Below are 22,312 nucleotides of genomic sequence, written 5' to 3'. Positions count from 1 at the left end.
CTCCTATCCGAGGTTGATGACCTGACCGGGGTGGATCAGGTCCGGGTTGATGCCGGGGTTGGCCCGGAGGATCTGATCCAGAGGGACTCCGTACTGGACCGCGATCCCGGAAAGCGTGTCGCCGGGATCGACGATGCACTGGCTAACTGCCGCCGGAACCGGGGCCGCCGCCCCGCCGCCTGGAAGGTTCAGGACCTGCCCCGGGAAGATCCGGTCCGGGTTGGCAATGCCGTTCAGCGCGATGAGTCCGTCGAGGTCCACGCCGAACTGTGCTGCGATACCGGACAGAGTGTCGCCGGGATCGACGATGCACTGAGCAGGCGCACCAATCACCTGCCGAGGAGCGGCGGTCCCGGCCGGAACCTTGAGCAGATCGCCGGGGAAGATCCGGTCATAGTTGAGACCGGGGTTCGCTGCCTTGAATGCGCCGAGGTCGAAGCCCCACGCGGCGGCGATGCCGGAGAACGTGTCCCCTGCTTCCACGATGAGCAGATCCGAGCGGACGACGGGCGCCGCGGGGACGCTTGTGGATGCCGGTGCTACCGGGTAGAACCCGCGCCCGCCGGCCAGCTCGGCCCACGCTGCACTATCGCCGTAGAAGACGTTGACGTCGAGGTCTCCGTCCCACCCTGCGAGCCTGCCCGACTGGGCGTGCTGCCACATGGCCACCGTCCACCCGGGAAGGTTTGGGAGGCTGGCGACCGGAGACCATGCGACCGGGGAGCTGGTGGGGTACCAGGCGAGCCACAGCGGGTACGTGCTCTTCACTGCGTCCCAGCCGCCTGCTTGGGTGGTGCTGAGGTTGATGTAGAGCAGGCACTTCCGGCCTGTGGCGGCCGATACCCGGTCGAGGAAGACCTTGGCGACGTCGGGTGACTGGTTGTCGCTTTCGAGATCCAGCACCACGAGGTCGCCGTCGCTGAGGTGCGGGGCGATGATCTGCAGGAAGCTGTCCGCTTCCGCCTCGGGGGTGTTGCCCGACTGGGCGAAGAACCGCGAGAAGTGGTAGAAGCCGAGCGGGATGCCTGCGGAGCGGACGGAGGCCACGTTCGCAGCGAGCTGGGGGTCTGCCCAGCCGACGCCTTCGGAGGCCTTCACGATGGCGAACTGGGCGCCGGTTGCCCCGACGGAGATGCCGCGCTGGTGGTTGCTGATGTCAATGCCGACCAGGGTGCTGCTGACGGCGGGTGCAGCTGGCTGCTGTACCTGCTGCTGGAGGGCGTTGGCTGCAATGACGGCGATGGGGTCTCGGCGGCCGTACATGCCGTCCTGGTAGTTGACCGGCTTCGGGATCATCTCCAGATGGAGGTGGGGGCCCGTGCTGAGGCCGGTGCTGCCCGAGCGGCCGATGACGGTCCCCGCGTCCACCCAGTCGCCGGGCTCGAAGTAGGAGTCGTTGAGGTGGCCGTAGATGCTGATGTGGGTGCCGTGGTCGATCACGACGACGATGCCGGCGTTCTGCGGTACGAGGTACCAACGGGCTTCCCAGCTCCGATCGGCGAGCGCCGTTCCCCAGTTGCTCCAGAGGATGGTGCCGGGGGCTACTGTCCTGACGTCGGTGCCGATGTTGCAGCCGAAATCCGTGCCGAGGTGGCCGGTGCCGAGCTGCCAGCTGAGTTGTTTGCCTTCGCCGAATCCTTGGGTGATGGCGTCTGCTACTGGTCGGGTGTAAGACATGGCGGTTCCCCTTCCGGGCATGAGAAAGGCCCCGGAGTTTTCCGGGGCCTTTCAGGGGTGGTTGGTGTTAGTCCTTGTTACGGGACAGGTTCGAGGGGTGGTCTGCGATCACTACTCCCTCGGGTGGCTCGGGCAGGAGGTCGATTCCGCCTAGCTCTCGGACGACTCGGACCGCGGCATAGATCCAGTCGATGAGGATGCGGTTGGCGTTGGCTGCCTTTTCCGCGATCGCGCGTACTTCCTTGACCTCGGCGACGAGCCCGTCGATGCGTTTGTCCCGCTCCTCCAAGAGCTTCTCGAACCGGGCGAGGAGCCGTTCGTCCGCCTCGATCCCGATCTTGCGGTCCTCCCGGTCGTCGGCCGGGGTCCGCCACTTTTTGCTTAGGGCCGAGAGCGCTGCGGTTATGACTGCACTTGCCAAGCCCACTAGCCCCAGCAGCAGTGGCAATGGCATGGGCAGATCGGCCTCAGTCACCCGGGTCCTCCGTCTTCTCCAGGTACCGGTAGATCACTGTCCGGGATTTGGCTGCGCTCTTGATCATCACCATGCGTGCCAGGATGGCCGAGGCGATGACGTAGCAGAGAGCAATGGCCGTTCCCTTGTCTTGGCCGGTATCTATCCAGATGCCGGCTTGGACGCCGATGAAGACAAGCGGTCCGGCGAGCATGAGAGATAGCCCGGTCATCTCCACCCGAAAGCCGCGGCGGCGGGTCTCGTGTTGCTGGGCCGAAAGCACCAGCCCCACAACGCTGACCCAGAATCCGATAAGCGTGACGGCCAGCCAGGCGACGATGAACCATGCGGTTGTCGCGTTCTGTATGGAGCCGAGCTGGCTTAGCGGGATCATCAGCATGATCCCGATGGCAGCCTTGAAGTGGAGGAAGGCCCAGTCCACTCTGGTCAGTCGCCCGAGTGCCCGTATCAAGGTTTCGCGCTTGTTCATTTCAGGACCCCGACCCCGCCTAGCTGGCAGACAGTTCCGAGAGGGAATGGACCGACGGCGATTCCGCCTGCGTACACGGAATAGACCGCGCCGGAGCGATAGCCGTTCGTGGTCCCTGGCACGAAGGTATGTTCCTTGGGGATCATGCCGCCGGGGAACTTCGCGATGATCCAGCCTTCGTAGATCGTTGAGCCGGTGTAGCGTACGTCGGCTTGGACTTGGATGAATGATCCTCGGCCCATGGTTCGGGCCCTTGCACGGCTGGCTCCGTTGTTGGCCCAGCCTTGTTCAAGGGTTAGCTCAACCCAAGGGCCCGAGCCGTCCTCGTTGACCCAGTCTGCTTCAGTGGCCGAGAGCCGCTCGTATGACCAGACCTCGCCAGCGATCTTGACCTTCGTACCGATCTTGTTGAGGTATTGTCGCGCGAGCGGATCCACGGCGAACATGCCCCCGTTGTTGGACCACACCCTTAGGTCGCGGATCTCCATGGGTGCGGACGTGCCGCCCTGCCATCTCACGAGGGCGATGGGCTGGTCATCCTCTACGCCTGGCCCTACCTTGCGTGTAGGTGCATCCGGGATGACCGGATTAGTTCCGACGTCGATGACTGCAAACGTCGATGGGCCTCCAAGCTCTGGCTGCCAGTTGCGGCGAATTACGATGAGGTCCCAGCGGACCCCGGACGCCAATGGCGGGCAGTTCACCACTTGGTCAATCTCTGCTTCGTCTGTGACGCCGTGGCCGTGTGCCCGTCCCTTTTTCACCAGCACCGCGTAAGGGATAGAGGGATGCGCCGTGACCCTGAAGTCCTCATTCCCGTAGACGCCATACTCGATCCGGCCCGCGGGGTTCTGGGCGCGGTCTGACTCAGTTACCGGGCCGTCGTAGTACGTGCTAATCAAAGGCATCAGCGGGCCATCCTGTCTGTGTCGCCGCGCTCCAGAGCGCGGAGTTTCTTCGCTAGTCGCGTATCGGTGTCATCGCTGCGTTCTCCCAGCACCGGGGTTGCTACGTCTCCGGTCTTGTCCCACGAGAGGTGGACCTCACGCAGGACGTCGGTGAAGAGCTGGCCGTCAATCTCGGCGGTCACCCTGTCGCCCACGCGGAGTCCCTCGCCGCCGTAGCGGAAGTGCTTGGTTTCGGACAGCTCCAGGGAGAGGCCTGCCATGGCAGCTCCCGCGGCGAGCGCCTCGTCCGCTCGTGCTTGGTAGATATCGCCTTCTGCCGTGTCCCGGGCGTCCTGCAGGGTCTCGATGATGTCGTTCCAGTCGGTTTCCCGTGCGGGATCCGAGAATGCGCGGAACTCGCGTAGGACGCCTTCGCCCTGGCCGCCGACCACTACTCGTGTGGTGCTGGGCGCGGTGAGTGAGAACGTGCCACCCACCACTGTCCCGTCCTCGGGTGAGAGGCGGTGCTCGTAGTCGCGAGGCTCGTAGCAGTCGAGCAGCAGTGCCTTGCCTTCCATCCGGACGGTGACTCCGATTCCCGCCTGGTCGACTGCTGGGAACAGCCGGTCATAGATGGGGTGGAATCGGAAGCTGTAGGTTCCGACGGCGCCGCGGCCTTGGTCCACCGCCACAGTGAGCGGGTACCCCAGCCGTGCAGCGTTCTCAGCCATCACCGTTTTCACTACGGTCTCGGCGGGGCCGGTGATGGTCCGGTACTCGACGGTCTGCCCGCCGTTGATGGGAGCCCCCGGCACGGGCCAGCCGAGCCAGTTGTTGACCACCCGGAAGTCGCTCTCAACGGTGAAGGTCAGGTCCGGCCCGAGGGTGAACGGTCCGCCAACACGCCTGACCGGCCCCGACATCTCGAAGCGACCGTGCTTGTAGATCATCACGCGAGCGCCTGGCGCCTTCAGATCTGCAGCGCGTTTATGGTCGGCGTCTATCCGGAAGGTGGCGGTGGACTTGACGTTGTGCCGGATTACGGGCTTGACGTCCAGAGGCCGCCCCACCCAGCCCACGAAGTCGAAGGCCCTGTCGTAAACGAGGATCTCGTAGGGGATCTCCGGGTCCATTTACCACGCCCTCCGATACTTGTTCCGCACCTCAGCCATTACCGTTCCGGTCCCTGTCATCGTGATGGTGAGCGGGCGGTTCTGCCCCCGGGGGATGGAGACGCTGACGGCCGACGTCGGGTCCATTTCCTTGGTTCGGTCCACGGGGGACTTGATGGCCTTGGCGACGTTGTCCCATTCGCCGTACCAGAGCACTTGGCCATCGGTGGGGTCAGTGTCGAATTGGACCGCGTATCCGGCCGGGATTTCGAATGGGACTTTGATCTGCCTGCCTCCGACGCCGAAGGAGACGTCGGTGGTGTGGCCGATTACTGTCCACACTGCGTAGGCCGGCACGTCGCCATCATTGGTGATGGCTGCGGTGCCGAGCTTGCCGCCCGATGAGAGGTAGTGGATTACGTCGGGCGGGTAGCCGTACGTGATCCGGTCTTCCTCAGTGACGTAGTAATTCCGCAGGTCGCTCTGGCTCCATGACCTACGGATTGTTTCGCCCACCCACAGCGGCTTGTCCGCCAGCAGATTGATGGCGTACTGCGCCCAGCCCCGCTGGATCGGATCGTGCTGCATGTCGTCGTCGGATCCCGACAGGCGGAGCGCCAGAGTGCGCTGCCCCCTACCGGGAACCTTGGCGGTCCACGTTCCCTCCATGTCCGGATCGAGGCTGCCCCAGAAGAGGCGGTCCCTCGCCACGAACCCATCCGAGCCGGAGTCATTGTAGAGGTAGAGGGGCCAGAAGACGTCGCGGTCCTTGGTCACGGTTCCCAGATGGCGGGAACCGGCGACCATAGGCGACGAGCTGGACTGCCTCTCAAACTCAGGCAGGTGCAGGCCCCTAACGCCCGGTCTCAGGAACAATCCTGAGGCCGGGCGAGTCAGAGGCCATTCGCTGCCGTCCCAGCCCGTCCATGTGAGGTCCAGACCCCGATACGCCCGGCCCGGTGCTGCCGGTGGCCGGTACGGCACCGCGAAGGCAATGCCCATGTGAACCCCCTAGATTCCGAAGGCCGCGAATGTGTCCCGGCGCTTCGTCTCGATTTGATGAGCTACCTCGTGCGGATCCCACCCGACGTTGCCCTTGAAGATGACATCGCCGCGGCCGCCCCCTCCGCCTGCCAGCTCCGCGCCGCGGGCCGCTAGTGACTGCAGAGCCCGGTTCTGCTCGAAGTTGTAAATCGCCTCCGGCTTGCGGGTGCGGTTCAGGATCGCCGAGAGGCCGGGGTTCAGCACTCCCCCGTTGTCGTGCAGGTACGGAAGCCCTGTAGACCCGATGCCGTCGTCCTTGCCACCTTGACCGGTGACAAATTCCACAGCGCCGTCCAGGATCTTCTTGCCCGCCCCGATGGCCAGGTCCGCGATGAACCCGGCCGCCGGGAAAGCGGACTTGAAGCTGGCGACCAGCCCACCGACGATGTCGGCAATTGGGTTCCAGCCGCCGGAGCCAGCCTCGCCGCCGCCGGACAGGTAGTCCGCCGGGTTGACGTAGTTGGGCCAGCCGCCCTTCATCACCATGTAATGCAGGTGAGGGCCGGTGCTGTTACCTGTCGATCCCACCGTGCCAATCCGCGTTCCAGCCCTGACCGACTCGCCCATCTTCACCGCGAAGGAGTTGAGGTGGGCGTACCAGGTCTGCAGGCCGTTCGGATGGTCGATGTGGATCTCATTGCCGCCGCCGTAGGAGGACCATCCAGCGGACGACACACGGCCCGGCCCGGCCGCCACAATGGGCGTGCCGGTCGGGGCAGCGAAGTCGATGCCGTTGTGTCCGCGGTGGAACGGCTGCGAGACCGTGCTTGCCCGCACCGGGTGCACGAGGCCACCCGTGGCGTAGCCCCGCAGTGACTTGGCCAGCGCGAACAGGTTGCTTACGCCAGCCCTGCTGGTCTCCTCTTTGGTGAAGACGAACTCACCAGCGTGGACCACGCCCGCCGGCTGGTACTTCCCGCCGTCGCCCGTGTACCCGCCGTTAGCGAACCCCTGGGGGAGCTTCACATGCGGAATATCGGGCAGGCCTAGGAAGTTGCCAATCCCGTTCAGCCCGTCGATCAGGCCCTTGTTGATGACCGTATCGACCACGAACTTGACCGGGACCTTAGCCAGCTCCTGCAGCTTGCCCCACGCCTCGCCGATCCATTTGACACCCTGCTCGAAGGCGTTCGGCACGTCCTCCGTGATGAACTTTGTTAGGTTCGCCAGAGTCGGCAGGATGTGCTTGACCCACATATCGCGAGTCCAGCCACTGATCGTGTCCCAGTTTGCGATGATGATTGCCGCGAGTCCTACGACAGCGGCGATCACCAAGGCAATTGGCCAGAACGCGATGACCCACGCCAACGCCATCCGGGCGCCATGGATCATGGACTGCGCCGCCATGAAGGCCCACGCGCCCACGACGATGATGCGACTAACCACCATCGCCGCCGCCATGACCCCCGCAGCCGCGGCAGCAGCACCGAGGACACCGATCAGGATGCCAAGCGCGACAGGGCTGCCAGCCACCGCTGTCAGGAACGGCGAGAGGAAGGTAATCACATTGGCGATGCCGTCGGCCACGAACGTCAGCACCTGCACCAGCGCCGGCCCGAATACGGCGACAATCGGACCTACGGCTGAGAGCAGGTTTCCGAAGGCAGCCGCTAGCCCTGGCATGTGTGGTGCCATGGCCTCGACACCGGCTTGCAGGCCCTCCAGGAAGGTTGTTAGCCCGGCGCCGAAGGTCGGGTCCGAGAACGCCGTGAAGATGCCGCCGATAAAGGTTCCGGCGATTTCCCCTCCCAGCCGCAGGAACTCGGCGAGCGCTGGTGCTCCACGGGTGAAGGCGTCACCGATGGGGCCAAGAGCTGCTCGCAGCCCCTCGGCACCTTCTGCCGCGCCCTTGAAAATGGTGGACATCGTGGTCTGGAAGACCGGCCCCTGCATCACGGCTTCGACGTCCCGTAGTCCGGATGCCAGCCCGCCGAGCGTCGTGGCAAAGCCGCCGGCCTCGGCCGCCTTGTTCAAGGATCCGAAGATCCCTGAGACGGACTCGACGATGGACCACAGGTCCTTCAGCGACTGGATGCCGCCGTCGATCCATGCTTTCAGCCGCCCATCAGCAGCGGCGGTTTGGATGAAGTCGTTGAATCGGGTAGCAATGTCGGCGATGAACTGGGCAAGCCGGGGCATGTACTGCATGCCGACGGTGCCCAGTGTGGCGAAGGACTCGACCATGGGGTCGATGCCCTTATTCAGGATGCCGACGCTATCTGCCACGCCCATCAGCAGGGACTCGAGAACTCCGTTTCCGAAGGACCGCTCCAGAGCCCGCATGAAGATTTGGGCGCCAGCACCAAAGGCGGAAGAGATAGCCCCCACCCCGGTGGCAAGCTGCGGCATGACCGCGTTTGCAAGGGACAGCAGCGGACCGGAGAAGCCCGAAAAGAAGTTCTCCTGCGCAATCCTCCGGATGCCGCCTAGCTGCTCCTTTACGGCCATCAGCGAGCGCACGGCCTCCTGAGCGGCGGGGGTGAGCTTGCCCATCGCCTCGGCAGACTTCTGGGCTCCAGCCGAAGCGGCTTCCGCCTGCTGCAGCTGGACCCGCTCCAGTGCCCGGTGGGCGTCTGCCACGCTCTCGGCGGAGTCCCGCTGGGTGCGTGCCGCCTCAGCTGTCGCATCAGCAATTGCTTGCTGAGCCTCCATTACCCGCTCCGCGCCTTCGCGCTCCGTGGCCGCCGCTTCCTGCACAGCGTCCTCACGGGCCTGCACAGCCTTGCCCGCTGCTTCCCTAGCGTCAGCAAGGGACTGCTCCGCCCGGATGACCTGCTTGTTGCCCTGGACGCCTTCCTGCGCCGCCTGCGCCTGCTCCTGCCGGAGTGCTTCCGCCTCTTCCTTTGCTGTCTCAAGACCGAGTGCTGCCTGGTCGAGGTCGAGCCGGAGCCGCCGCATGGCGTGCGAAGACTCCGAGGCGCCCGACGCAACGCCGGAGTTGAACGCTGCGAGCGCCTCCTCATAGCGAAGGGCAGCTTCACGTTCGGACAGATTCGCCCGATCCAGCGAGCGCGACAGATCCTGTACGCGCCGCACGGCCTCCGCACGGGCGTCGTTCAGTTCCTGCTGGGATTCGGTGACGCGCCTGTTGGTTCGCTCGATGTCCTTCTCGGCTTCAGCTACCCGGCGGACGGCAGCTGCCTGCTGGGCCGCGTTCTGCTGGACTACGCTGGCGAGGTTCTTTTTGGCGTCCTCGACCCGGCGTGCGGCCTGCATCTGCTGCTCTGCGGCGTTCTGCTCGGCACGGGTGATGTTCCGGGCTGCGTCTTCCATTGCCATGGCGTTGAGCCGGGCGTTGCCGACGACTTGGCCGGAGGCCTCGGTTGAGGTCTTCAGGGCTTCACCGACGCCGGAGAAGGCTGCGACCAGTACGCCCGCTCCGGCGCCGATGGACATAAGCCCGGCTGGCACGAGGGCAGCGACCCCGCCAAGAGACCCAAGGGAGGCCGCCAAGGTAAGCACGCTTCCGGAGGCACTGAGGACGGATGCACCAGCGGCACCGGCCGCTGGTGTGATTGCGGAGAGCCCGCCCATCAGGGAAACAAATCCCTGTGTGAAGGCCCGCCCACTGCGGGCGCCTTCCTTGGAGACGTCAGCGCCGAGCTTACGCACTTCCTCTCGGACGCTGTCGCCGTCATGGCGCATGCTGGACACGAGCCCAGCCAGGGGGCTGCCTCCGAAGGCGCTGCTCAGCATGGCGCCGAGGCGGCCCATCTTCGTGTTGGTCTTCTCGGCCTCGTCGCCTACACGCTTCATGTGGGTTTCGAGGTTTGACGCGGCCTGCGCTGAACCGCGCTGGGCTGCGCTGAGATTGTCCGTGGCCCGTGCGAGCGAGTGCTCGGCGGACTCCCGGCTCGTTGTCGCGGCTGCCGCCCGCTGCCGGATGACTTCCAGGCGTTCCTCAGCCGCCGCGATCTGAGAGGCCTTGGCGCGGGAGCTCTCCCGGGTCTCCTGCAGCTTCAGCTCCGCAACGCGAAGCTCCCCCAGTGCTTTGGACTCGGCAGCGGATGCCGTCGCCATCTTGCCCTTGGCCGAGGAGATGTCCTTTTCGGCGTTGGCTACTGCCTTGCCCAGCCGGGCCACCTCGGCCTCAAGCCCGGCGGTCTCTTCCGAGAACGCCGAGGCCATTCCCTTACCCATCTTGGAACCAGCGGAGCGGGCTGCCTTCTCTGCCGCCGGGCCGAACACCTTGGAGATTTTCGCTTGGGTGCCGGTGAACACCGGCTCTACGAGTACTTCAGCGATGCCGACGACGGGCATGGGGTACCTCAATCTCTATTCAGATGTCTGTGGCATCAAATCCGAACTGGGTTACGAAGGATTCCGCCCACTGTCGTTCGAGGGCCGCGATGGCACGGTCTACCTCGGTACGTGGCACGGGGAAGGGCTTGACCTCGCCAGGCCGGCCGCCTGCAGCGCCGATGGCAATCTGGCCGTTGTGCTGGACTGCGTGGAGCAGCTCCCGCAGCAGGTGGGCCTTGAGGTCAAATTCGGCCACGCGGGGTGACCAGGGCGTGGATGGCTTGGGCATCTTCGCGATGACGGCCGCCGCCTCGGGGTCGTTCACGATTGCCTCGTTGAGCCGGCTGGCAGCGGGCAGGCCGTCGATAAGATCGAGCAGCCCCACCCACCGTCCTGCCGCGTACCACTCCGCCAGGTCCACGCGGTACTCGCTAAGGAGGTCTGCGCGGACCTGGGGGCGGTAACGCGTGATCAGCTCGCGGAGGCGATGCCTTCCCCCGCGGTGCCGTAGTGCTCCTGGTAGTACTTGGAAGCAGCCCGCATGACGTGGACCAGCTCAGCGCGGGTGAGCTTCTCTTCCTTTAGCGCCTTCGCGTCTTCAGGTGAGAGCCACTCGTTCAGCACGCTCCAGTTATTCCGGCCGGATTCGAGCTTTTCCAGCAGCTCGTCGGACTCCTCCGACTCAAGCGCGTTGAGGTCCGGGAACGTGATGATCTTCGAGTTGCTCAGCGCAATCGCGTAGGGCTCCGGCTTTTCGATTTCACTCTTGAGAGCGGATAGGGACGCGTGGACGGTGGGCTTGTCTTTTGTTGCCATGGGTGTTTCCTCCGGGTGTTGAGGTGTTGGTTGGGTTACTTGCCGGGCTTGGCCGGCGCCGCAGCGTCTTGCGCTGCTTGGTCCGCTGACGGTGCTGCGGCGGCAGCATCGGAGGCGCGGACCTCCTTCGTCCGAGCTTTGTGCTCGGTGAAGCCTTCAGCGCGGAGCTGTGTGATTTCGCGGGGGTTCGAGGTTTCGACGACGGCGTCGTCCTTTTCGAAGCGGGGGGCCATGGTGACTCCTTTGGGCTATTCGGGTGTTGGGAGGGTGCTGGGGCGCCGCACACCCGGAGACGGCGCCCCAGCGGTCAGTGGGGGCTACGGGCCTACCGGAGCCTGGGTGAAGCCGAGGACGTCCTTGTACTTCACGGCGCCGGTACCGGCGATGAAGTGGCGGACGGGGGTGCCAAGCTCGTCGTCGGTGAAGACGTCGAGAGTGATCTGCGAGGAGACAGTGCCCTCACGGCCCCAGACCTCTTCAGCGGTGCCGGAGAGCTTCACGCGGCCGAAGCCCTTGCCGAGAATCCAGTTCTCGGTAGCGGGGCCGTCATCGCCCAGCACCAGGAGTCGGTACTCGGCGTTGATGGGGACGTCGGGCTCGTCGAACACAATCTCGCCGTTGGCGGCCTGCGTGACGCCGGACAGGTCGGTGCCGTAGGTGAGTTCGAGCATGTGCTTCCGGCCCTTTTCCAGGGGCGTGAAGGACACGGAGCGGGGCACCCGGGTAACGTCCGAGCGGACGGGGGACGCGTAGCCCAAGGCGTCCACGTCTTCCTTCTCGATCTCGCGGCTGAAGTTCCAGCCATCCGGGGAGACGATACCTACGGGGAGGAACCCGGCGGTCTTCAGGTCGATGAGGGAGCCGGCGTTGTAGAGCGTGGTGGGCAGCTCCACTGTGAGCGGGGCAAGGAACCCGATAGCCCGCTGGATCTTGCGGATGAGGGCGCGGGAGTCGGCCTCAGCCATCTGGGTAGCGAATGTAGGAGACATGGCAAATAACCCCTTTCAAGGGCTCATGGTTCTGTGATGAATCCCCGGATGGGGTTAGTTGATCGGCCGCGTGGTGACCAGGACGGTAGCCGCGGCCTTGTTCAAAGTGTCGGACTGGTACGGTACGTCCTCCGGGTTTTCGTCCACCTCGATCTTGTCCAGGTATCCGGAAGGCGTCTCGATGCCCGTCCCGCAAATAGATGCCACGATGGATTCGAGGACGTCCAGCGCCAGCTCACCCGGGGCATAGACCTCGATCAAGCGGCGGTCCACACGGTCCACGAAGCCCGTGGTACCGCCTGGCCTGCCTTGGATGTGCGCCACCGGGTACGGCCCAGCCGGCGCCCCGTAGTCCCCAGCCTGCAGCCACGTGACCGCCCGCACCGTCTCGTCCATGTGCGTGGCCCCGTCGATGAGTTCCAAGAGCGCCACCTTGGTATCCGGAAACACCAATCCGTCGATCACTTGCGCCCCCTAACCCTCATCGCCGCAGTCACACGAACGAGGACCGCGTCCTGCCAGTCCCGCCAGTGCGGCTTCACTTCCCGGACCACAGCACCAGCGCGTTTCTCGTTCGCCCAGCCTGAAGTGACCTTGGCCGCGTGCGCCTCGTAAGTCGAGTCGCCCACGGCGTTGGCATTGCCAGCCAGCCGCTCCCCGATGGCGAGCGCCAGGGCGCCCATCTTCGGGGATTTGCCGATGGTGCTGAGGGCGCCGTTGAGGGGCTTGTAGTGGTTGTTTCGTGACCCGGCCACTATGCCCTCTTCAGTGCGACTTCGGAGCTGCCCGGCCATTCGCCCGGGCGGCCCTCGATTGACCATTCCCCCGCCATCAGCTGACCGGCCGGCACGCGGATCCGGTCAGTGTGTAGGAAGGTGAAGCCGTCCCGTATTAGGACCGCTGAGGAGTCCACGAGGTCCGAGCGGTCCACGGGTTCAGACGTGGACCGCGGGGTGATCTGGCAGTCGCTCAGGGGTATTTCCTGCCCCGCGATGGGGTTGCCCCGACTGTCCCGTCCACCGGCACGGACCACGATAACGTCCACCGTCCACTCGTCCGGCAGGAAGCTGCTCCGGAAGAAAGTTCCCATCAGTAGCTGCCCTCCTTCCAGTGGAAGACCGGCTCATACTGTCCGGAGGGTGGAAATGATCCGACGGGGACCGCGGCCTGCTTCGGCACGAACACCTCGATCATCCAGTCCTGAAGGGTGATGAGGTCGGACTTGCCGCTTTCCAGCGTGACCGACTGCGAGAGCGGGCCCCGGGTTTCGGACCAGGACTTGGCTCCGCGGACAGGGGCGCCGTCGATGATGCCGAGGACCATGTGCACGACGACGTCGGCGACGTCCTCTGTGGCGAGGTCCCCGGCGGCCAGGCGGGCATCAACGTTGCTCCAGCGGCGGCGGATAAGGCGGGAGGAGAAGCCGAGGTAGTACTCGGCCCTCGGCCTCTCCTCCACAGTGAGGGCACGCCATGCCTTCTCCAGATCCGCTACTTCGGCTAGTGGTTCAGCCATGGCGTGCCTCCTCCGCTACTTGCCAGCCGTCTTTGCTGCAGCCGCTGCCTTGGCCTCGGCATCTGCCTTGGCTTTGGCGTCGGCCTTGGCTTTTGCATCTGCGTCCGCCTTGGCCTTCTCTGCTGCGGCAGCCGCGGCCTCGGCGTCGGCATCGCTGGTCTCGGCCGCGGTCACCTTCTCGATGAGCCCGCGCGATTCGAGAAGATCCAGGCTTGCCTGCTCCACGCCCTCGGGGATGATGCCGCCGCGCTTGATGAAGCGGGCGACACGGTTGCCGCTGGCCGGGCCAATGGATACCTTCACGACAGTCGATGCTGCCCGGTAGGTCGTTGCCATGGGTTATGCCCCCGTTCCGGTGAGTACGAAGCCGGCCAGCGGGTTGGTTACCACCGGCACGTGCGGGTTGCGGGCCTGGATCCGCGTCTTGTCCGCCTTCGGCTCGCGGATGGTCGCGACCTCGACCCCGGTGTCCCCGCCTACCTGCCGGTACTCGGGGGACGGGATCGTCTCGCGGGCGATACCGCCGAGGCGGCGGCGGTCCACGAAGGTGGGGTCGGAGAACTCGTCGTCGTCGCTGGATACCCAGGTCAGACCGGCGATGGTCGGGAAGTCACCCGTGAGAGCGGTGTTGTCGCTGTCCGGGAGGACGTCCAGCAGCTCCGGGATGGTCGTCGCGTACTGCTCGCTGTTGAGCACCACGGTGTCGAGCGAGTAGCCCAGCTTGAGGCGGCGGGCAGCTGCCTGGACGCGGAGAGCGTCTTTCAGGATCTGCTTGCCGTTGGTCCAAGCCCCGCCAGCAGCCACAGTCTGCGTGATCGAGGACTGGATGACGCCGAGAGCAAGCTCGTTGGCGCTGAACACCAGCTCGGTCTGCAGGAAGGTCAGGGCGTCCTCGATCGGCTGCCGCAGGCTGCGGCCGATCTCCTCGTCCGTGACCTCCGTGGCGATGCCTTCCTTCGCGGCCGTGTAGACCTCGTACTGCTCAGCGCTCAGCGGCGTGAGCTTGTACTCGGCGCCGGGGGCCACCGTCTCGGCGCCGCGATCGGTGCGGATCTTCTCGTTGGAAGGAACCGCGATCGCGCCGCCCTGCATGCCGTAGCGGCCCTGCAGGAGGAACAGGCCGATGAACTGCTGGGCGGTCAGGATCTCGCCGAGACGGCGGGCCACCAGGGTGGGCGACTTGATGAAGGCCAGCAGGTCCGTGGCGGACGCCTGGGACAGCTGGCTCGGGGTGAAGGGGTACGTCTTCATTACGGGTGGTCCTTTCTCAGGCCTGAAGGACCTGGACAGCGGCCCCATCGGCCGCAGCGGTGAGAGCGATGCCGATGTTGGTTCCGGCGGCGAGGGTCCGGACTCGGCCGGCTCCCGCGGTTTCGAGCTTGGCGCCGAGAGCAATGGCCCCGGCCGCGATCAGCTCGTGGACCGGCTTGCCAACCTCGACGGTGACCTTGTCGCCCACGGCAGCGTCGTGACCGGCAATGCCGACGTACTTGTTGGAACCCGCGGCCGCCGGAGCCACGGAACGGTCCGCGGTACCAACTTCTACGGGGTGGCCACCGGTTACAGCAGCCGTCACGTCGAAGGTGACGGTCTGGCCCGGGCGGAAGAGGGGCAGGTACTGGCCCATGATCAGGAGTCCTCTCGTACGAAGATCTTGGAGTAGATCGTGTCCTCCTCGGAGGACTCATCCACTCCGCCCGTGTAGCCCACGGAGGCGACGGGCACGAGGCCCTTTTCGAGGCTGGCCAAGGTTTCTTCCATGCCCGGATCAGCGGCAAGGGAGTTGAGCCAGTGCTCACGGCGGGACGGGGCGATGCGGCCGTCATTGACGGCGGCAGTGACCAGTGCCTCGCGGCGGTCCTGCAGCTGCTGCTCGCGGGCGGCACGGCCGTCCGCAGCAGATGCCTGCAGTTCGCGGTACTGGGCTTCGTCCAGCACTACTGTGCCCGGGGCGGCTGCAGCGGGTGCTGCTGCCGGTGCGGGGTCCTGCTCGGCGAGCGCCTCGTCCAGTGCGGACAGGAGGCCGTCCTCGTCGAGGACGGAGTCGGCCGGGATGCCGAGCCGCTCACGGAGCCCCTGCTTCAGTGCTTCCGACATGGTGTCGGTTCCTTTCTCTTGGGGGTGGGTGGTTTCCTTCGGCTCGGCCGGAGGTTCTGTGGTGGTCGCGGTGACCAGTTTGTTGACGGTGGCCAGCGCGGAGCCGTTGGCCAGGCTTAGGCCCGGGCGGCGTTGGTGGCTGGTGTTGACCGTCGGGGCCGGTGCGTTGCGGCGGCCGGCGTGGGCGAAGATCGAGAGATCGAAGCGGTTGGTTGCCTCTTCGTCCGACTTGGGGTCCTTGCCATCGACCCGGTCGGCGAGTCCAGCGGCGACCGCTTCGTCTGCGGTGTACCAGGTCTCCGCCAGCATGGCCTCGCGCCATTCTTCTGCCGTTCCTCCGGCGCGTTCGGCGTACAGCTCGGCGATGGTGCCGGAGATGCGGTTCAGGTGGGCGGCCGCGTCGACCATGTCCCGGGCGTCTCCCCAGCAGATGGTGGAAGCGTCGTGGATCATCAGCTCGGTTCCGCGGCCCATGATGACCTCGTCTGCCGCCTGGATGATGAAGGAAGCAGCGGAGGCAGCCAGCCCGTCCACCGTCGCGATGACGTTGGCTGGGTGGCGGCGGATGGCGTTCATGATGGCCACGCCGTCGTAGACCGAACCGCCGGGGGAATTGACCCGAAGGTGGATGGTGTCGACGTCGAGCGCTGCGAGATCCTTGACGAAGCGGTTGGCGCTGACTCCCCACCAGCTATCGATCGCGTCGTAGATGTAGACCTCGGCCGTGCGTTCCCCGGTGGCCTCCATCCGGTACCACGGCGCCCCCTCTGCCGAGGGCTTGAGCATGTTCGGGTTCATTTCATCTCCGTTGCGGGGGTTGTTCTGGGCAGTGGTTCGCGGGCGGTTGCAGGGTCTGCCGCGGGCAGGCCGTAGACCGTCCTGAGGTGGTCGTCGAGCTTCTGGTCCGGCTTGATGGCGCCGCAGTCGACGAGTGCCCGGATAGCTTCTGCCGTTGCGGGGTGTCTGGATCCGATCTCTTCGAACACCAGCCGTGGAGCCGGTTCGCTTGGCCCCCAGTTGATGTCGACGAGGTCCTCGATGACGTGCTGAGTGGTGGTGTCTGCGATCTGCATGGCCACCGTCTGGAGCGACAGCGTGAAGAAGTCGGCGAACGTCGAGCCGAGCGCCCAGGATCCTGTCTCGGTTCCGAGGTTGAGGAAGTGCGCCAGCACGGCCCGGGCAATCTGCTCGTCGTAGTAGCGGATGGGCTTGTCCGCGTCCGGCAGAGTTCCAGTTACACCCTTGACATCCAGCTCCGCGCCGTTGGGGATAGACGCTCCGGAGTTGTCACCAGAGCGCAGACCCTTGGCCAGCTTGAGCCCTGCAGCTACTTCGTCCGCTTCCCGCTTGGTGCGGTCCTCGCCGGTAACCGATTCGGGCAGCTCCGATGCCGTGTAGACCGGGATGCCCATGCCGTTGCGGTCGTTCGTCTGCGCCTGGACGCGGAGCATGCGATCCTTGAGCAGCCAATATTTGTACGCCGGGCGGAGCAGCGACTGGCCCAGCCAGTTGCCGCCTTCACGCTCGTTCACGTACACGGCCAGCCGTTCGACGCCCATGGGCTTCTCGTTGCCGTGCTGGTGGATGGCCACCAGCCCGCCGTCGGACGCGACATCGATGCGTGAGATGGTCTTCGGCGGCCGCCATGCCAGCTTTCGGAGGCGGGCCATACCCGCCTCGTCAATCCTGTAGACCTGCTCAAAGATCGAGTGGCCAAAGGGCAGCATCAGCAGCGACAGCCGCAAGTGTTCAGACCACGAGAACCGATCCCGGGTCCTGATGACGGGCTCGTTCTCGTCACCCACCAGCGGCAGGCCCAAGTCATCGGCCACCTGGCGGGCGACTTCGGGCCGGGCGCCGTTGGGATCGATACGCCACTTAGTGCGCCGGATGGGCAGCGTTACGGCCCGGATCACCGAAATGACCTGGGCGTCCTGCCGCCGCATCCTGTCGTAGACGTCGATGTTCTTGGGCCACTGAAGCTCGGGGGTTTCCTCGTTCCCGATCTCCGTCCACCATGCGGTGGCGCCGTTGGCGTAGCCCTGCTCCTGTACGGGAACCGTCACTCCAAGCTCCTTTCATCAGAAGCCCATCTGGGCAACGTCGTCGTCTGCGTATGAGGCGATGTCATCGGATCGGACCGCTTCCGGCGGAGGCGGCGGTGGTGGTGGTTCGACTTGCTTGCGGCCCATCAGCCACTTGGCAGCGATGAATGCCATGAGCGGCGCGACTTCCGCCGGAGATGCCCGATGGTCCGGGATGGCTGCGCCGCCGCTGAAGATCTTCAGGACGGCTGTGGCCGCTGCGGTGTCCAGCACGGGCTGCGGGTTGTGGCGGACCTTCTCGTCGCGGACTGAGTCGAATACGTCCGCCCAGCCCGCGGTGAGGTCACTGCCGGACCACTCAACGACGGGGATGGTGAACTCTTCGTCCTCGGCGAGACTGACCAGCAGCGGCGAGATCGGGGCACCCTTGGACTGGCCGGCCAGTCCCTTGATCCTGCCGCGGCGCTTGTCGTCCATCAGGTAGCCCTTGACCCAGTCCGAGCCGTGACGCGCCGTCGCGATTTCGATCTGCGGCAGGCCGTCGGCCCGGTAGCCGCCAAATGCCACGTACGTCATGGAGCGGTCGTGGGACTGATCAACACCGGCCCAAACTTCGGAGCCGGGGACGATGCGGTCCTCGGGGGCTATGCCCTGGCTTCCGTCGTCCAGCGTGACCATGGCATTCTTGCCCTTGTCCCAAGAGCCTGGCGGGAAGGGCCCGCTCAGCGTTCCCTCGGACCACTGGCAGAGCACCTCAGTACGGAAGACCCACTCGGGATCCGTCTTGCAGGCAGAGGCGATGGTCCGCTCGGTGAAGCCGGGGTTCCAGTTCAGCGAGGGATTCGCCTGCGCCCAGCCCTGCCGGTCCCTCTTATCGCATCCCGGGGCGGCGGACCACTCGGCGAGGAAGAGCGTTTCCTCGTCCTGCTCGAAGTCCTCCAGGTCGTCTTCGTCGAAGTCCTCGTCCTCGGTAAGGTCCGCGACGTCCAGTGCCGTCGGCCCAGCCGCACCGATCTCTTCACAGATGCCGTCGGGATCACCGATGGCCTCGTGAGCCATCTTCCGCAGGTACTTCAGGACGATGGACGCCATATCGCCAGCGTTCGAGAGCGCCAGGATGAGCGCCTCGGCCTGCGCCATCGTCGTCTTCGTGATGGCGCCCCAGGCTTCCCAGTTCTGATGCTCTCGCAGCTCGTCGAGCATGATCAGGTTGCCGGTGAAGCCACGGCCGGCGCGGCGGTTGGCCGCCTTGACCTTGTACCGGTGGGAGGTCTTCTCGTGGTGCGGCTTGCTCTTCAGCTCCAGCGCTTTTTTGCCGTTGACTTTCACGACGCGCTGCATGAGCTTGGAAAGCTCGTCGTCTTCTTCGACGAGATCGACGGCGCCCTGCCAGACTTCCTCGGCGGTTTCGAGGTCCTGCGCTGTGCCCAGAACCAGCGGCCAGCCCCAGACGATCATGAACCAGAGCGCGAGCACCTGTGAGAGCGTGCTCTTGCCGTTCTGGCGGGCGATCAGGACGACGGCGGTACGGAAACGCAGTGAACCGTCCGGGAGCAGCTCCAGCATGCGGCACAGCAGCACCTTCTGCCACGGGTACAGCTTGAGGTGCAGCGCGTTCTCGGCGAAGTCGATGACGTCATATCCGAGCGTGGTCTCCGGCGTCAGCGGCCGGAGGGGCGGGGTGCAGATCCGGGGCTCGGCGTAGCCGTAGATCTTCGGCTTTTTGCCGGTCTGCGGTGGGTCCGGGACGTGGCAGATGGAACGGTAATAATCGCCGGGGTCGACGGCGTTGGGCCCGCTAGCCGGAGCGGCGTGACCTGGCGCGATCTTGGAAGCTAGAGACATTGGACGCCTCCCCTTCCTTCGGCGCCGGCTCAGCGCTGCCGCCCTTGGTCTTCGCTGCTCCGGCCGGGAGCGAGGCGGGCGTGATCTGCAGCTCTGAGCAGGCCTTGAGGTAGTTGGGGACCGTGGTGACCATGGCTTTCTGAAGGGCCTCCATGCTGTCCCGCTGGGCCTCGTCGATCATCCATGCCAGCGTCTTGACCGCTGCGACCGCTCCGGCGTACTTCGGTCCGGACAGGTGCGGGTGATCGGCGATGGATATGGCGGTGGCATCGGCCATGTACCCGCGCTTGCGAGCTGGCTTCACCAGCGGCGCGAAGCGATCTCCCCATGCCCGGACCTGCTCGGCTGTGGCCCGCTCAACGGCGAGCGCTGGGTGAGGGATTACGCGGCCGCGGGGGTCCTTGACCACCATGCCCTCGTCTTCCACTCTGCGGCGGGCTTCGCGGAGGCGTGCCATCAGCGTGCAGTAGGTTTCCAGTGCCGTTCGGTCGACGTTGGCCACGAGGTCATTGCTGGCAACGATCTCGCGCCAAACGTCGGCGACAGCCTTGGGCAGGTGGGCGGGTGGCTGGATGAGGTCTTCTGGGCTTACGGGCTTCGTCACAGCTTGACCTCCCCTAGTTGCATCGTGCCGTAGCTGATTTCGGTGATTGTGAGCAGGCCGGCGCTGATGCTGCCCACGGGCAGCGCGTCGACGTCGCCGCTGTTCTCGATGTACTCGGGCCGGAGCTTGGCGACGAGATCCGACAGTGTCCGGCGGGCGTGGCGCCAGTCGATCAGGACGGCGATGTCAGCCACGCTCATTAGTGGGTAGTCGGCGAGGACGTCGCGGACGGCTGGCTCGGCATCTGCTGAAGCTGAGGCTCGGTGGTAGTGATCGCGAGCGCCTGGTGCCAGTGCTCGGCGGACGGCGTTGCGGGAGGCTCCCTGCTCGCGGGCGATGCCGCGGATGCTCTCGCCGTCGCCGTGCAGCAGGCGCAGCTTGGGGCGGTCGTGCATGCCGCCTCCTCTGTGGACTAGAGGTATCCGACGATGGCTCGCTCGTTGCTGGTCGCGATGAGGGGCTCCAGCTCCAGCATGACGTCGTGGCGGACGTCGCCCGGCACGTAGAGGCGGTCATAGGAACGCGCCCGGGGTATCGAGCGGGTGGAGTGGAAGGTGATGAGGCCACCGGAGCGGAAGTCGATGGCGTACTTGCCATGGACCCGGGAGACCTTTTGCACCTGCTCCTCGTCCCAGATGGCCTTGATGTCGTCCAGGTAGCTCTGGGCGACGACGAGGCTCTGGGCGTAGAGGCCCACCTTGCTGCCTCTCTGGGCTGAGGTGACGATTTCCTGCAGGCACCTGGGACTAATTGTCGGTTCCTTGGCCACGTCAGTTGCTCCTCGCGCGGATGTACTTGGCGGGCTCGTGACCCCGCAGCACCCGATAGCGGCACGGGACAACCAGCAGCTCGGTCTTGTCCGGCGTCAGCTGCAGGACTCCGTCCACCTCCATAAAGCGGTCGACTCGGATCTCGCGTTTGCGGCCGTCGTAGATGAACTGCTGCAGCGGGACTCGGTTGGGGTCGACGCCGTTGGCGACGAGGAAGTCAGAGATGCTCTCTCGGGTGTGTGTTTCGGGGTCCAAAACTCGCAATTTCGAGTCCTTCGTTCGAGGGGCTGGATGGGTCCGTTTTCCCCGCCAATTCAACGATTTTGAGGGATTTCAAGGGGGAAACTTCCGGGGGGAGAGGCCGCTGCCGGCGCGGAGGGGCCGGGCGCCGCGCGAGCTGGATTTTTTTCGACCCCGGTGCCGGTCACCAGTCCTCGGAGCTGACGCCGAGGTCGGGCTCTTGGATGGCTGCCCAGCCGGTGAAGTCCTTCACTCGGTCTTGGCGTTCGAAGCGTTGGAACCAGGTGTCGACTCCGGCGATGGTCCGGACAGCATCAGGTCGGCCGCGGCGCTTGATGCGTGCGACCAGCTCGTGCTTGTCGGCCATGACGAGCATGACGTGAGTTGCCTTGACCAGCTCGGCTGCTCTCGCCCTGGCGTAGCTCGTCGCTCCCGATCGGATGACGACGGCTTGGGCATGGGGGTCAGCAGCGAGCTTGAGCAGCTCGTCGGTGAAGTGCTTCTCGCCTTGCCAGTGTGGGTCGTCTCGGTCGAACACCGTGAGGCCGGACTGCCGGGCCGCGGTGGTCTTGCCTGCACCGGGCGGGCCGCAGAGGATGACGACGGTTCGGCTCACCAGTCCTCCGACGTCGTGCCGAGGCCCTGCTCACCTTGGATGCCGGCTGCCTTGTTGCAGTCGAGGTGGGCGGGCTCCCAGTTGCTCTTCTCCCACGTCAGGTGCGGGTAGTTGAAGCGGGACTTGACGTGCTGGACACTGCAGGACTGCGGGTGCGGATAGGTCAGGTCGTAGTCGATGCCCTGCTTGCAGATGCAGCAGACCGACTTGTTCCGACGGCCCAGCGCCTTCACGAAAGCCAGTGCTTCGGCCCGACGTCGTCCAGTCCATGCGGGGATGGTTACGCCTTCGCTCACATCACATCCACCCCCAAGTCCGGGACATGACAAAGCCCCGAGGTCCTTGCGATCCTCGGGGCCGGGTGGTCATTGGATATAGTCCGCCACCATCAAGCGCTAACGTTACCTCTGTCAAGCATGTCTTGCGAGCAAGTGTGAACGGATCCGCGTGTCGGGAGTGTCCTTGGCCGAGGACAGGACGTCGTCCATTCGGTACTTCTGCGGCCGCGTCCCGAGCCTCCCCCACTGGTCAAGGCTGGCCCGCTTCACCACATACCCCCGCTTCCACCCGGTCAGCTTCACCACCTCCTCGACCGTCAAGTACTGGGCCGTCATTCAGCCCTCGCGGTCCGGCACTGAGATCCAGACGCCAGGCCGGGCCTCGGACTCGACTGCTTCCCAGTCGATCTCTTCCGGGTCCGCCCAAGAGAAGAGCAACGACGGGCCAAGGATGCCCGCTCGTTGCCGGGCGATCATGTCCCCATTGATCGGCCACTCCATCCAAGTCATGCGCTCCTGAGCGTGAAGCAACAGCCGGATGATGCCGTGAGACAGGTCGGCCCACGTCGTCGAGTGATCCACCCCGCACAC

Annotated in this window: 29 protein-coding genes; all 29 read right to left on the bottom strand. The window is 65.4% G+C overall.

Annotated features, from left to right (window positions below; translation table 11 throughout):
• Window positions 1-3: 3 nt before the first annotated feature.
• The 29 genes from IEX43_RS19560 to IEX43_RS19420 all read right to left on the bottom strand — a co-directional run bounded on the left by IEX43_RS19560 (window position 4) and on the right by IEX43_RS19420 (window position 22,231).
• Window positions 4-1,677, bottom strand: a complete 1,674-nt coding sequence (locus IEX43_RS19560) for a LysM peptidoglycan-binding domain-containing protein (protein ID WP_188813837.1) — start codon at window positions 1,675-1,677, stop codon at window positions 4-6.
• 67 nt (window positions 1,678-1,744) lie between these two features.
• Complete coding sequence (locus IEX43_RS19555; protein WP_188813829.1) at window positions 1,745-2,152, bottom strand: hypothetical protein; 408 nt, start codon at window positions 2,150-2,152, stop codon at window positions 1,745-1,747.
• Window positions 2,145-2,621 carry a hypothetical protein gene (locus tag IEX43_RS19550; RefSeq protein ID WP_188813827.1) on the bottom strand — a complete coding sequence of 159 codons (477 nt, stop codon included), beginning with the start codon at window positions 2,619-2,621 and terminating at the stop codon, window positions 2,145-2,147. Before IEX43_RS19550 ends, IEX43_RS19555 begins: the two co-directional genes overlap by 8 nt.
• Entirely contained in the window at window positions 2,618-3,529 is a 912-nt protein-coding gene (locus IEX43_RS19545) for a hypothetical protein (RefSeq protein ID WP_188813826.1), read from the bottom strand. The genes IEX43_RS19550 and IEX43_RS19545 overlap by 4 nt, the downstream gene beginning before the upstream one ends.
• Window positions 3,529-4,641: a Gp37-like protein gene (locus IEX43_RS19540; RefSeq protein WP_188813824.1), complete on the bottom strand. Its 1,113-nt coding sequence runs from the start codon at window positions 4,639-4,641 to the stop codon at window positions 3,529-3,531. The genes IEX43_RS19545 and IEX43_RS19540 overlap by 1 nt, the downstream gene beginning before the upstream one ends.
• Window positions 4,642-5,427 (bottom strand): hypothetical protein, encoded by a 786-nt coding sequence (locus tag IEX43_RS19535; protein WP_188813822.1) that lies wholly within the window; start codon window positions 5,425-5,427, stop codon window positions 4,642-4,644. It abuts the gene before it with no gap.
• A gap of 204 nt (window positions 5,428-5,631) precedes the next feature.
• Window positions 5,632-9,924 carry a peptidoglycan DD-metalloendopeptidase family protein gene (locus IEX43_RS20380; protein ID WP_229666555.1) on the bottom strand — a complete coding sequence of 1,431 codons (4,293 nt, stop codon included), beginning with the start codon at window positions 9,922-9,924 and terminating at the stop codon, window positions 5,632-5,634.
• Window positions 9,925-9,943: 19 nt separating this feature from the next.
• The gene (locus IEX43_RS19525; RefSeq protein WP_188813820.1) at window positions 9,944-10,327 is read right to left on the bottom strand and encodes a hypothetical protein; all 384 of its coding nucleotides are present in this window, start codon (window positions 10,325-10,327) and stop codon (window positions 9,944-9,946) included.
• Between the two features lie 50 nt (window positions 10,328-10,377).
• Window positions 10,378-10,722, bottom strand: a complete 345-nt coding sequence (locus IEX43_RS19520; protein WP_188813818.1) for a hypothetical protein — start codon at window positions 10,720-10,722, stop codon at window positions 10,378-10,380.
• A 35-nt stretch (window positions 10,723-10,757) separates the two neighbouring features.
• Window positions 10,758-10,955, bottom strand: coding sequence for a hypothetical protein (locus tag IEX43_RS19515; RefSeq protein WP_188813816.1), 198 nt, complete (start codon window positions 10,953-10,955; stop codon window positions 10,758-10,760).
• 84 nt (window positions 10,956-11,039) lie between these two features.
• The gene (locus IEX43_RS19510; protein WP_188813814.1) at window positions 11,040-11,711 is read right to left on the bottom strand and encodes a hypothetical protein; all 672 of its coding nucleotides are present in this window, start codon (window positions 11,709-11,711) and stop codon (window positions 11,040-11,042) included.
• A 54-nt stretch (window positions 11,712-11,765) separates the two neighbouring features.
• The gene (locus IEX43_RS19505; protein ID WP_188813813.1) at window positions 11,766-12,176 is read right to left on the bottom strand and encodes a hypothetical protein; all 411 of its coding nucleotides are present in this window, start codon (window positions 12,174-12,176) and stop codon (window positions 11,766-11,768) included.
• The gene (locus IEX43_RS19500) at window positions 12,173-12,466 is read right to left on the bottom strand and encodes a hypothetical protein (protein ID WP_188813811.1); all 294 of its coding nucleotides are present in this window, start codon (window positions 12,464-12,466) and stop codon (window positions 12,173-12,175) included. Before IEX43_RS19500 ends, IEX43_RS19505 begins: the two co-directional genes overlap by 4 nt.
• Window positions 12,466-12,801, bottom strand: a complete 336-nt coding sequence (locus IEX43_RS19495) for a hypothetical protein (protein ID WP_188813809.1) — start codon at window positions 12,799-12,801, stop codon at window positions 12,466-12,468. The genes IEX43_RS19500 and IEX43_RS19495 overlap by 1 nt, the downstream gene beginning before the upstream one ends.
• Window positions 12,801-13,226, bottom strand: coding sequence for a Gp19/Gp15/Gp42 family protein (locus IEX43_RS19490; protein WP_188813807.1), 426 nt, complete (start codon window positions 13,224-13,226; stop codon window positions 12,801-12,803). Before IEX43_RS19490 ends, IEX43_RS19495 begins: the two co-directional genes overlap by 1 nt.
• Window positions 13,227-13,241: 15 nt before the next feature.
• Entirely contained in the window at window positions 13,242-13,562 is a 321-nt protein-coding gene (locus IEX43_RS19485) for a hypothetical protein (RefSeq protein ID WP_188813806.1), read from the bottom strand.
• A 3-nt stretch (window positions 13,563-13,565) separates the two neighbouring features.
• The gene (locus IEX43_RS19480; protein WP_188813804.1) at window positions 13,566-14,477 is read right to left on the bottom strand and encodes a phage major capsid protein; all 912 of its coding nucleotides are present in this window, start codon (window positions 14,475-14,477) and stop codon (window positions 13,566-13,568) included.
• 16 nt (window positions 14,478-14,493) lie between these two features.
• Window positions 14,494-14,853: a capsid cement protein gene (locus IEX43_RS19475; protein ID WP_188813802.1), complete on the bottom strand. Its 360-nt coding sequence runs from the start codon at window positions 14,851-14,853 to the stop codon at window positions 14,494-14,496.
• A 2-nt stretch (window positions 14,854-14,855) separates the two neighbouring features.
• Complete coding sequence (locus IEX43_RS19470) at window positions 14,856-16,121, bottom strand: head maturation protease, ClpP-related (RefSeq protein ID WP_188813800.1); 1,266 nt, start codon at window positions 16,119-16,121, stop codon at window positions 14,856-14,858.
• On the bottom strand, window positions 16,118-17,389 hold the full coding sequence (locus IEX43_RS19465) for a phage portal protein family protein (protein WP_188813798.1): 1,272 nt from the start codon (window positions 17,387-17,389) through the stop codon (window positions 16,118-16,120). Before IEX43_RS19465 ends, IEX43_RS19470 begins: the two co-directional genes overlap by 4 nt.
• A gap of 15 nt (window positions 17,390-17,404) precedes the next feature.
• Complete coding sequence (locus tag IEX43_RS19460; protein WP_188813796.1) at window positions 17,405-19,213, bottom strand: terminase large subunit domain-containing protein; 1,809 nt, start codon at window positions 19,211-19,213, stop codon at window positions 17,405-17,407.
• A complete protein-coding gene (locus tag IEX43_RS19455; protein ID WP_188813794.1) occupies window positions 19,167-19,817 on the bottom strand; it encodes a P27 family phage terminase small subunit in 651 nt (216 codons plus the stop codon). The genes IEX43_RS19460 and IEX43_RS19455 overlap by 47 nt, the downstream gene beginning before the upstream one ends.
• Complete coding sequence (locus IEX43_RS19450) at window positions 19,814-20,212, bottom strand: hypothetical protein (protein ID WP_188813792.1); 399 nt, start codon at window positions 20,210-20,212, stop codon at window positions 19,814-19,816. Before IEX43_RS19450 ends, IEX43_RS19455 begins: the two co-directional genes overlap by 4 nt.
• A gap of 17 nt (window positions 20,213-20,229) precedes the next feature.
• The gene (locus IEX43_RS19445; RefSeq protein WP_188813790.1) at window positions 20,230-20,586 is read right to left on the bottom strand and encodes a hypothetical protein; all 357 of its coding nucleotides are present in this window, start codon (window positions 20,584-20,586) and stop codon (window positions 20,230-20,232) included.
• A gap of 1 nt (window position 20,587) precedes the next feature.
• Window positions 20,588-20,842 carry a hypothetical protein gene (locus IEX43_RS19440; protein WP_188813788.1) on the bottom strand — a complete coding sequence of 85 codons (255 nt, stop codon included), beginning with the start codon at window positions 20,840-20,842 and terminating at the stop codon, window positions 20,588-20,590.
• Window positions 20,843-21,011: 169 nt separating this feature from the next.
• Window positions 21,012-21,443, bottom strand: a complete 432-nt coding sequence (locus tag IEX43_RS19435; protein WP_188813786.1) for an ATP-binding protein — start codon at window positions 21,441-21,443, stop codon at window positions 21,012-21,014.
• Complete coding sequence (locus tag IEX43_RS19430) at window positions 21,440-21,739, bottom strand: hypothetical protein (RefSeq protein ID WP_188813784.1); 300 nt, start codon at window positions 21,737-21,739, stop codon at window positions 21,440-21,442. The genes IEX43_RS19435 and IEX43_RS19430 overlap by 4 nt, the downstream gene beginning before the upstream one ends.
• 114 nt (window positions 21,740-21,853) lie before the next feature.
• Window positions 21,854-22,057, bottom strand: a complete 204-nt coding sequence (locus tag IEX43_RS19425; RefSeq protein WP_188813781.1) for a hypothetical protein — start codon at window positions 22,055-22,057, stop codon at window positions 21,854-21,856.
• Window positions 22,058-22,231 (bottom strand): hypothetical protein, encoded by a 174-nt coding sequence (locus tag IEX43_RS19420; RefSeq protein WP_188813779.1) that lies wholly within the window; start codon window positions 22,229-22,231, stop codon window positions 22,058-22,060.
• Window positions 22,232-22,312: the final 81 nt, after the last annotated feature.

Origin of the sequence: Pseudarthrobacter polychromogenes, from assembly GCF_014644495.1 — a bacterium.
GTDB lineage: Bacteria > Actinomycetota > Actinomycetes > Actinomycetales > Micrococcaceae > Arthrobacter > Arthrobacter polychromogenes.
This window is presented reverse-complemented; position numbering and strand designations above follow the sequence as displayed.

Bases quoted from the DNA above. Each gene is read 5' to 3' on its own strand.
- IEX43_RS19560 (WP_188813837.1), bottom strand. From the start codon at position 1,677: ATGTCTTACACCCGACCAGTAGCAGACGCCATCACCCAAGGATTCGGC.
- IEX43_RS19550 (WP_188813827.1), bottom strand. From the start codon at position 2,621: ATGAACAAGCGCGAAACCTTGATACGGGCACTCGGGCGACTGACCAGA.
- IEX43_RS19545 (WP_188813826.1), bottom strand. From the start codon at position 3,529: ATGCCTTTGATTAGCACGTACTACGACGGCCCGGTAACTGAGTCAGAC.
- IEX43_RS19540 (WP_188813824.1), bottom strand. From the start codon at position 4,641: ATGGACCCGGAGATCCCCTACGAGATCCTCGTTTACGACAGGGCCTTC.
- IEX43_RS19535 (WP_188813822.1), bottom strand. From the start codon at position 5,427: ATGGTCGCCGGTTCCCGCCATCTGGGAACCGTGACCAAGGACCGCGAC.
- IEX43_RS20380 (WP_229666555.1), bottom strand. From the start codon at position 9,924: ATGCCCGTCGTCGGCATCGCTGAAGTACTCGTAGAGCCGGTGTTCACC.
- IEX43_RS19520 (WP_188813818.1), bottom strand. From the start codon at position 10,722: ATGGCAACAAAAGACAAGCCCACCGTCCACGCGTCCCTATCCGCTCTC.
- IEX43_RS19515 (WP_188813816.1), bottom strand. From the start codon at position 10,955: ATGGCCCCCCGCTTCGAAAAGGACGACGCCGTCGTCGAAACCTCGAAC.
- IEX43_RS19510 (WP_188813814.1), bottom strand. From the start codon at position 11,711: ATGTCTCCTACATTCGCTACCCAGATGGCTGAGGCCGACTCCCGCGCC.
- IEX43_RS19495 (WP_188813809.1), bottom strand. From the start codon at position 12,801: ATGGGAACTTTCTTCCGGAGCAGCTTCCTGCCGGACGAGTGGACGGTG.
- IEX43_RS19490 (WP_188813807.1), bottom strand. From the start codon at position 13,226: ATGGCTGAACCACTAGCCGAAGTAGCGGATCTGGAGAAGGCATGGCGT.
- IEX43_RS19485 (WP_188813806.1), bottom strand. From the start codon at position 13,562: ATGGCAACGACCTACCGGGCAGCATCGACTGTCGTGAAGGTATCCATT.
- IEX43_RS19480 (WP_188813804.1), bottom strand. From the start codon at position 14,477: ATGAAGACGTACCCCTTCACCCCGAGCCAGCTGTCCCAGGCGTCCGCC.
- IEX43_RS19475 (WP_188813802.1), bottom strand. From the start codon at position 14,853: ATGGGCCAGTACCTGCCCCTCTTCCGCCCGGGCCAGACCGTCACCTTC.
- IEX43_RS19470 (WP_188813800.1), bottom strand. From the start codon at position 16,121: ATGAACCCGAACATGCTCAAGCCCTCGGCAGAGGGGGCGCCGTGGTAC.
- IEX43_RS19460 (WP_188813796.1), bottom strand. From the start codon at position 19,213: ATGTCTCTAGCTTCCAAGATCGCGCCAGGTCACGCCGCTCCGGCTAGC.
- IEX43_RS19450 (WP_188813792.1), bottom strand. From the start codon at position 20,212: ATGCACGACCGCCCCAAGCTGCGCCTGCTGCACGGCGACGGCGAGAGC.
- IEX43_RS19425 (WP_188813781.1), bottom strand. From the start codon at position 22,057: ATGACGGCCCAGTACTTGACGGTCGAGGAGGTGGTGAAGCTGACCGGG.
- IEX43_RS19420 (WP_188813779.1), bottom strand. From the start codon at position 22,231: ATGACTTGGATGGAGTGGCCGATCAATGGGGACATGATCGCCCGGCAA.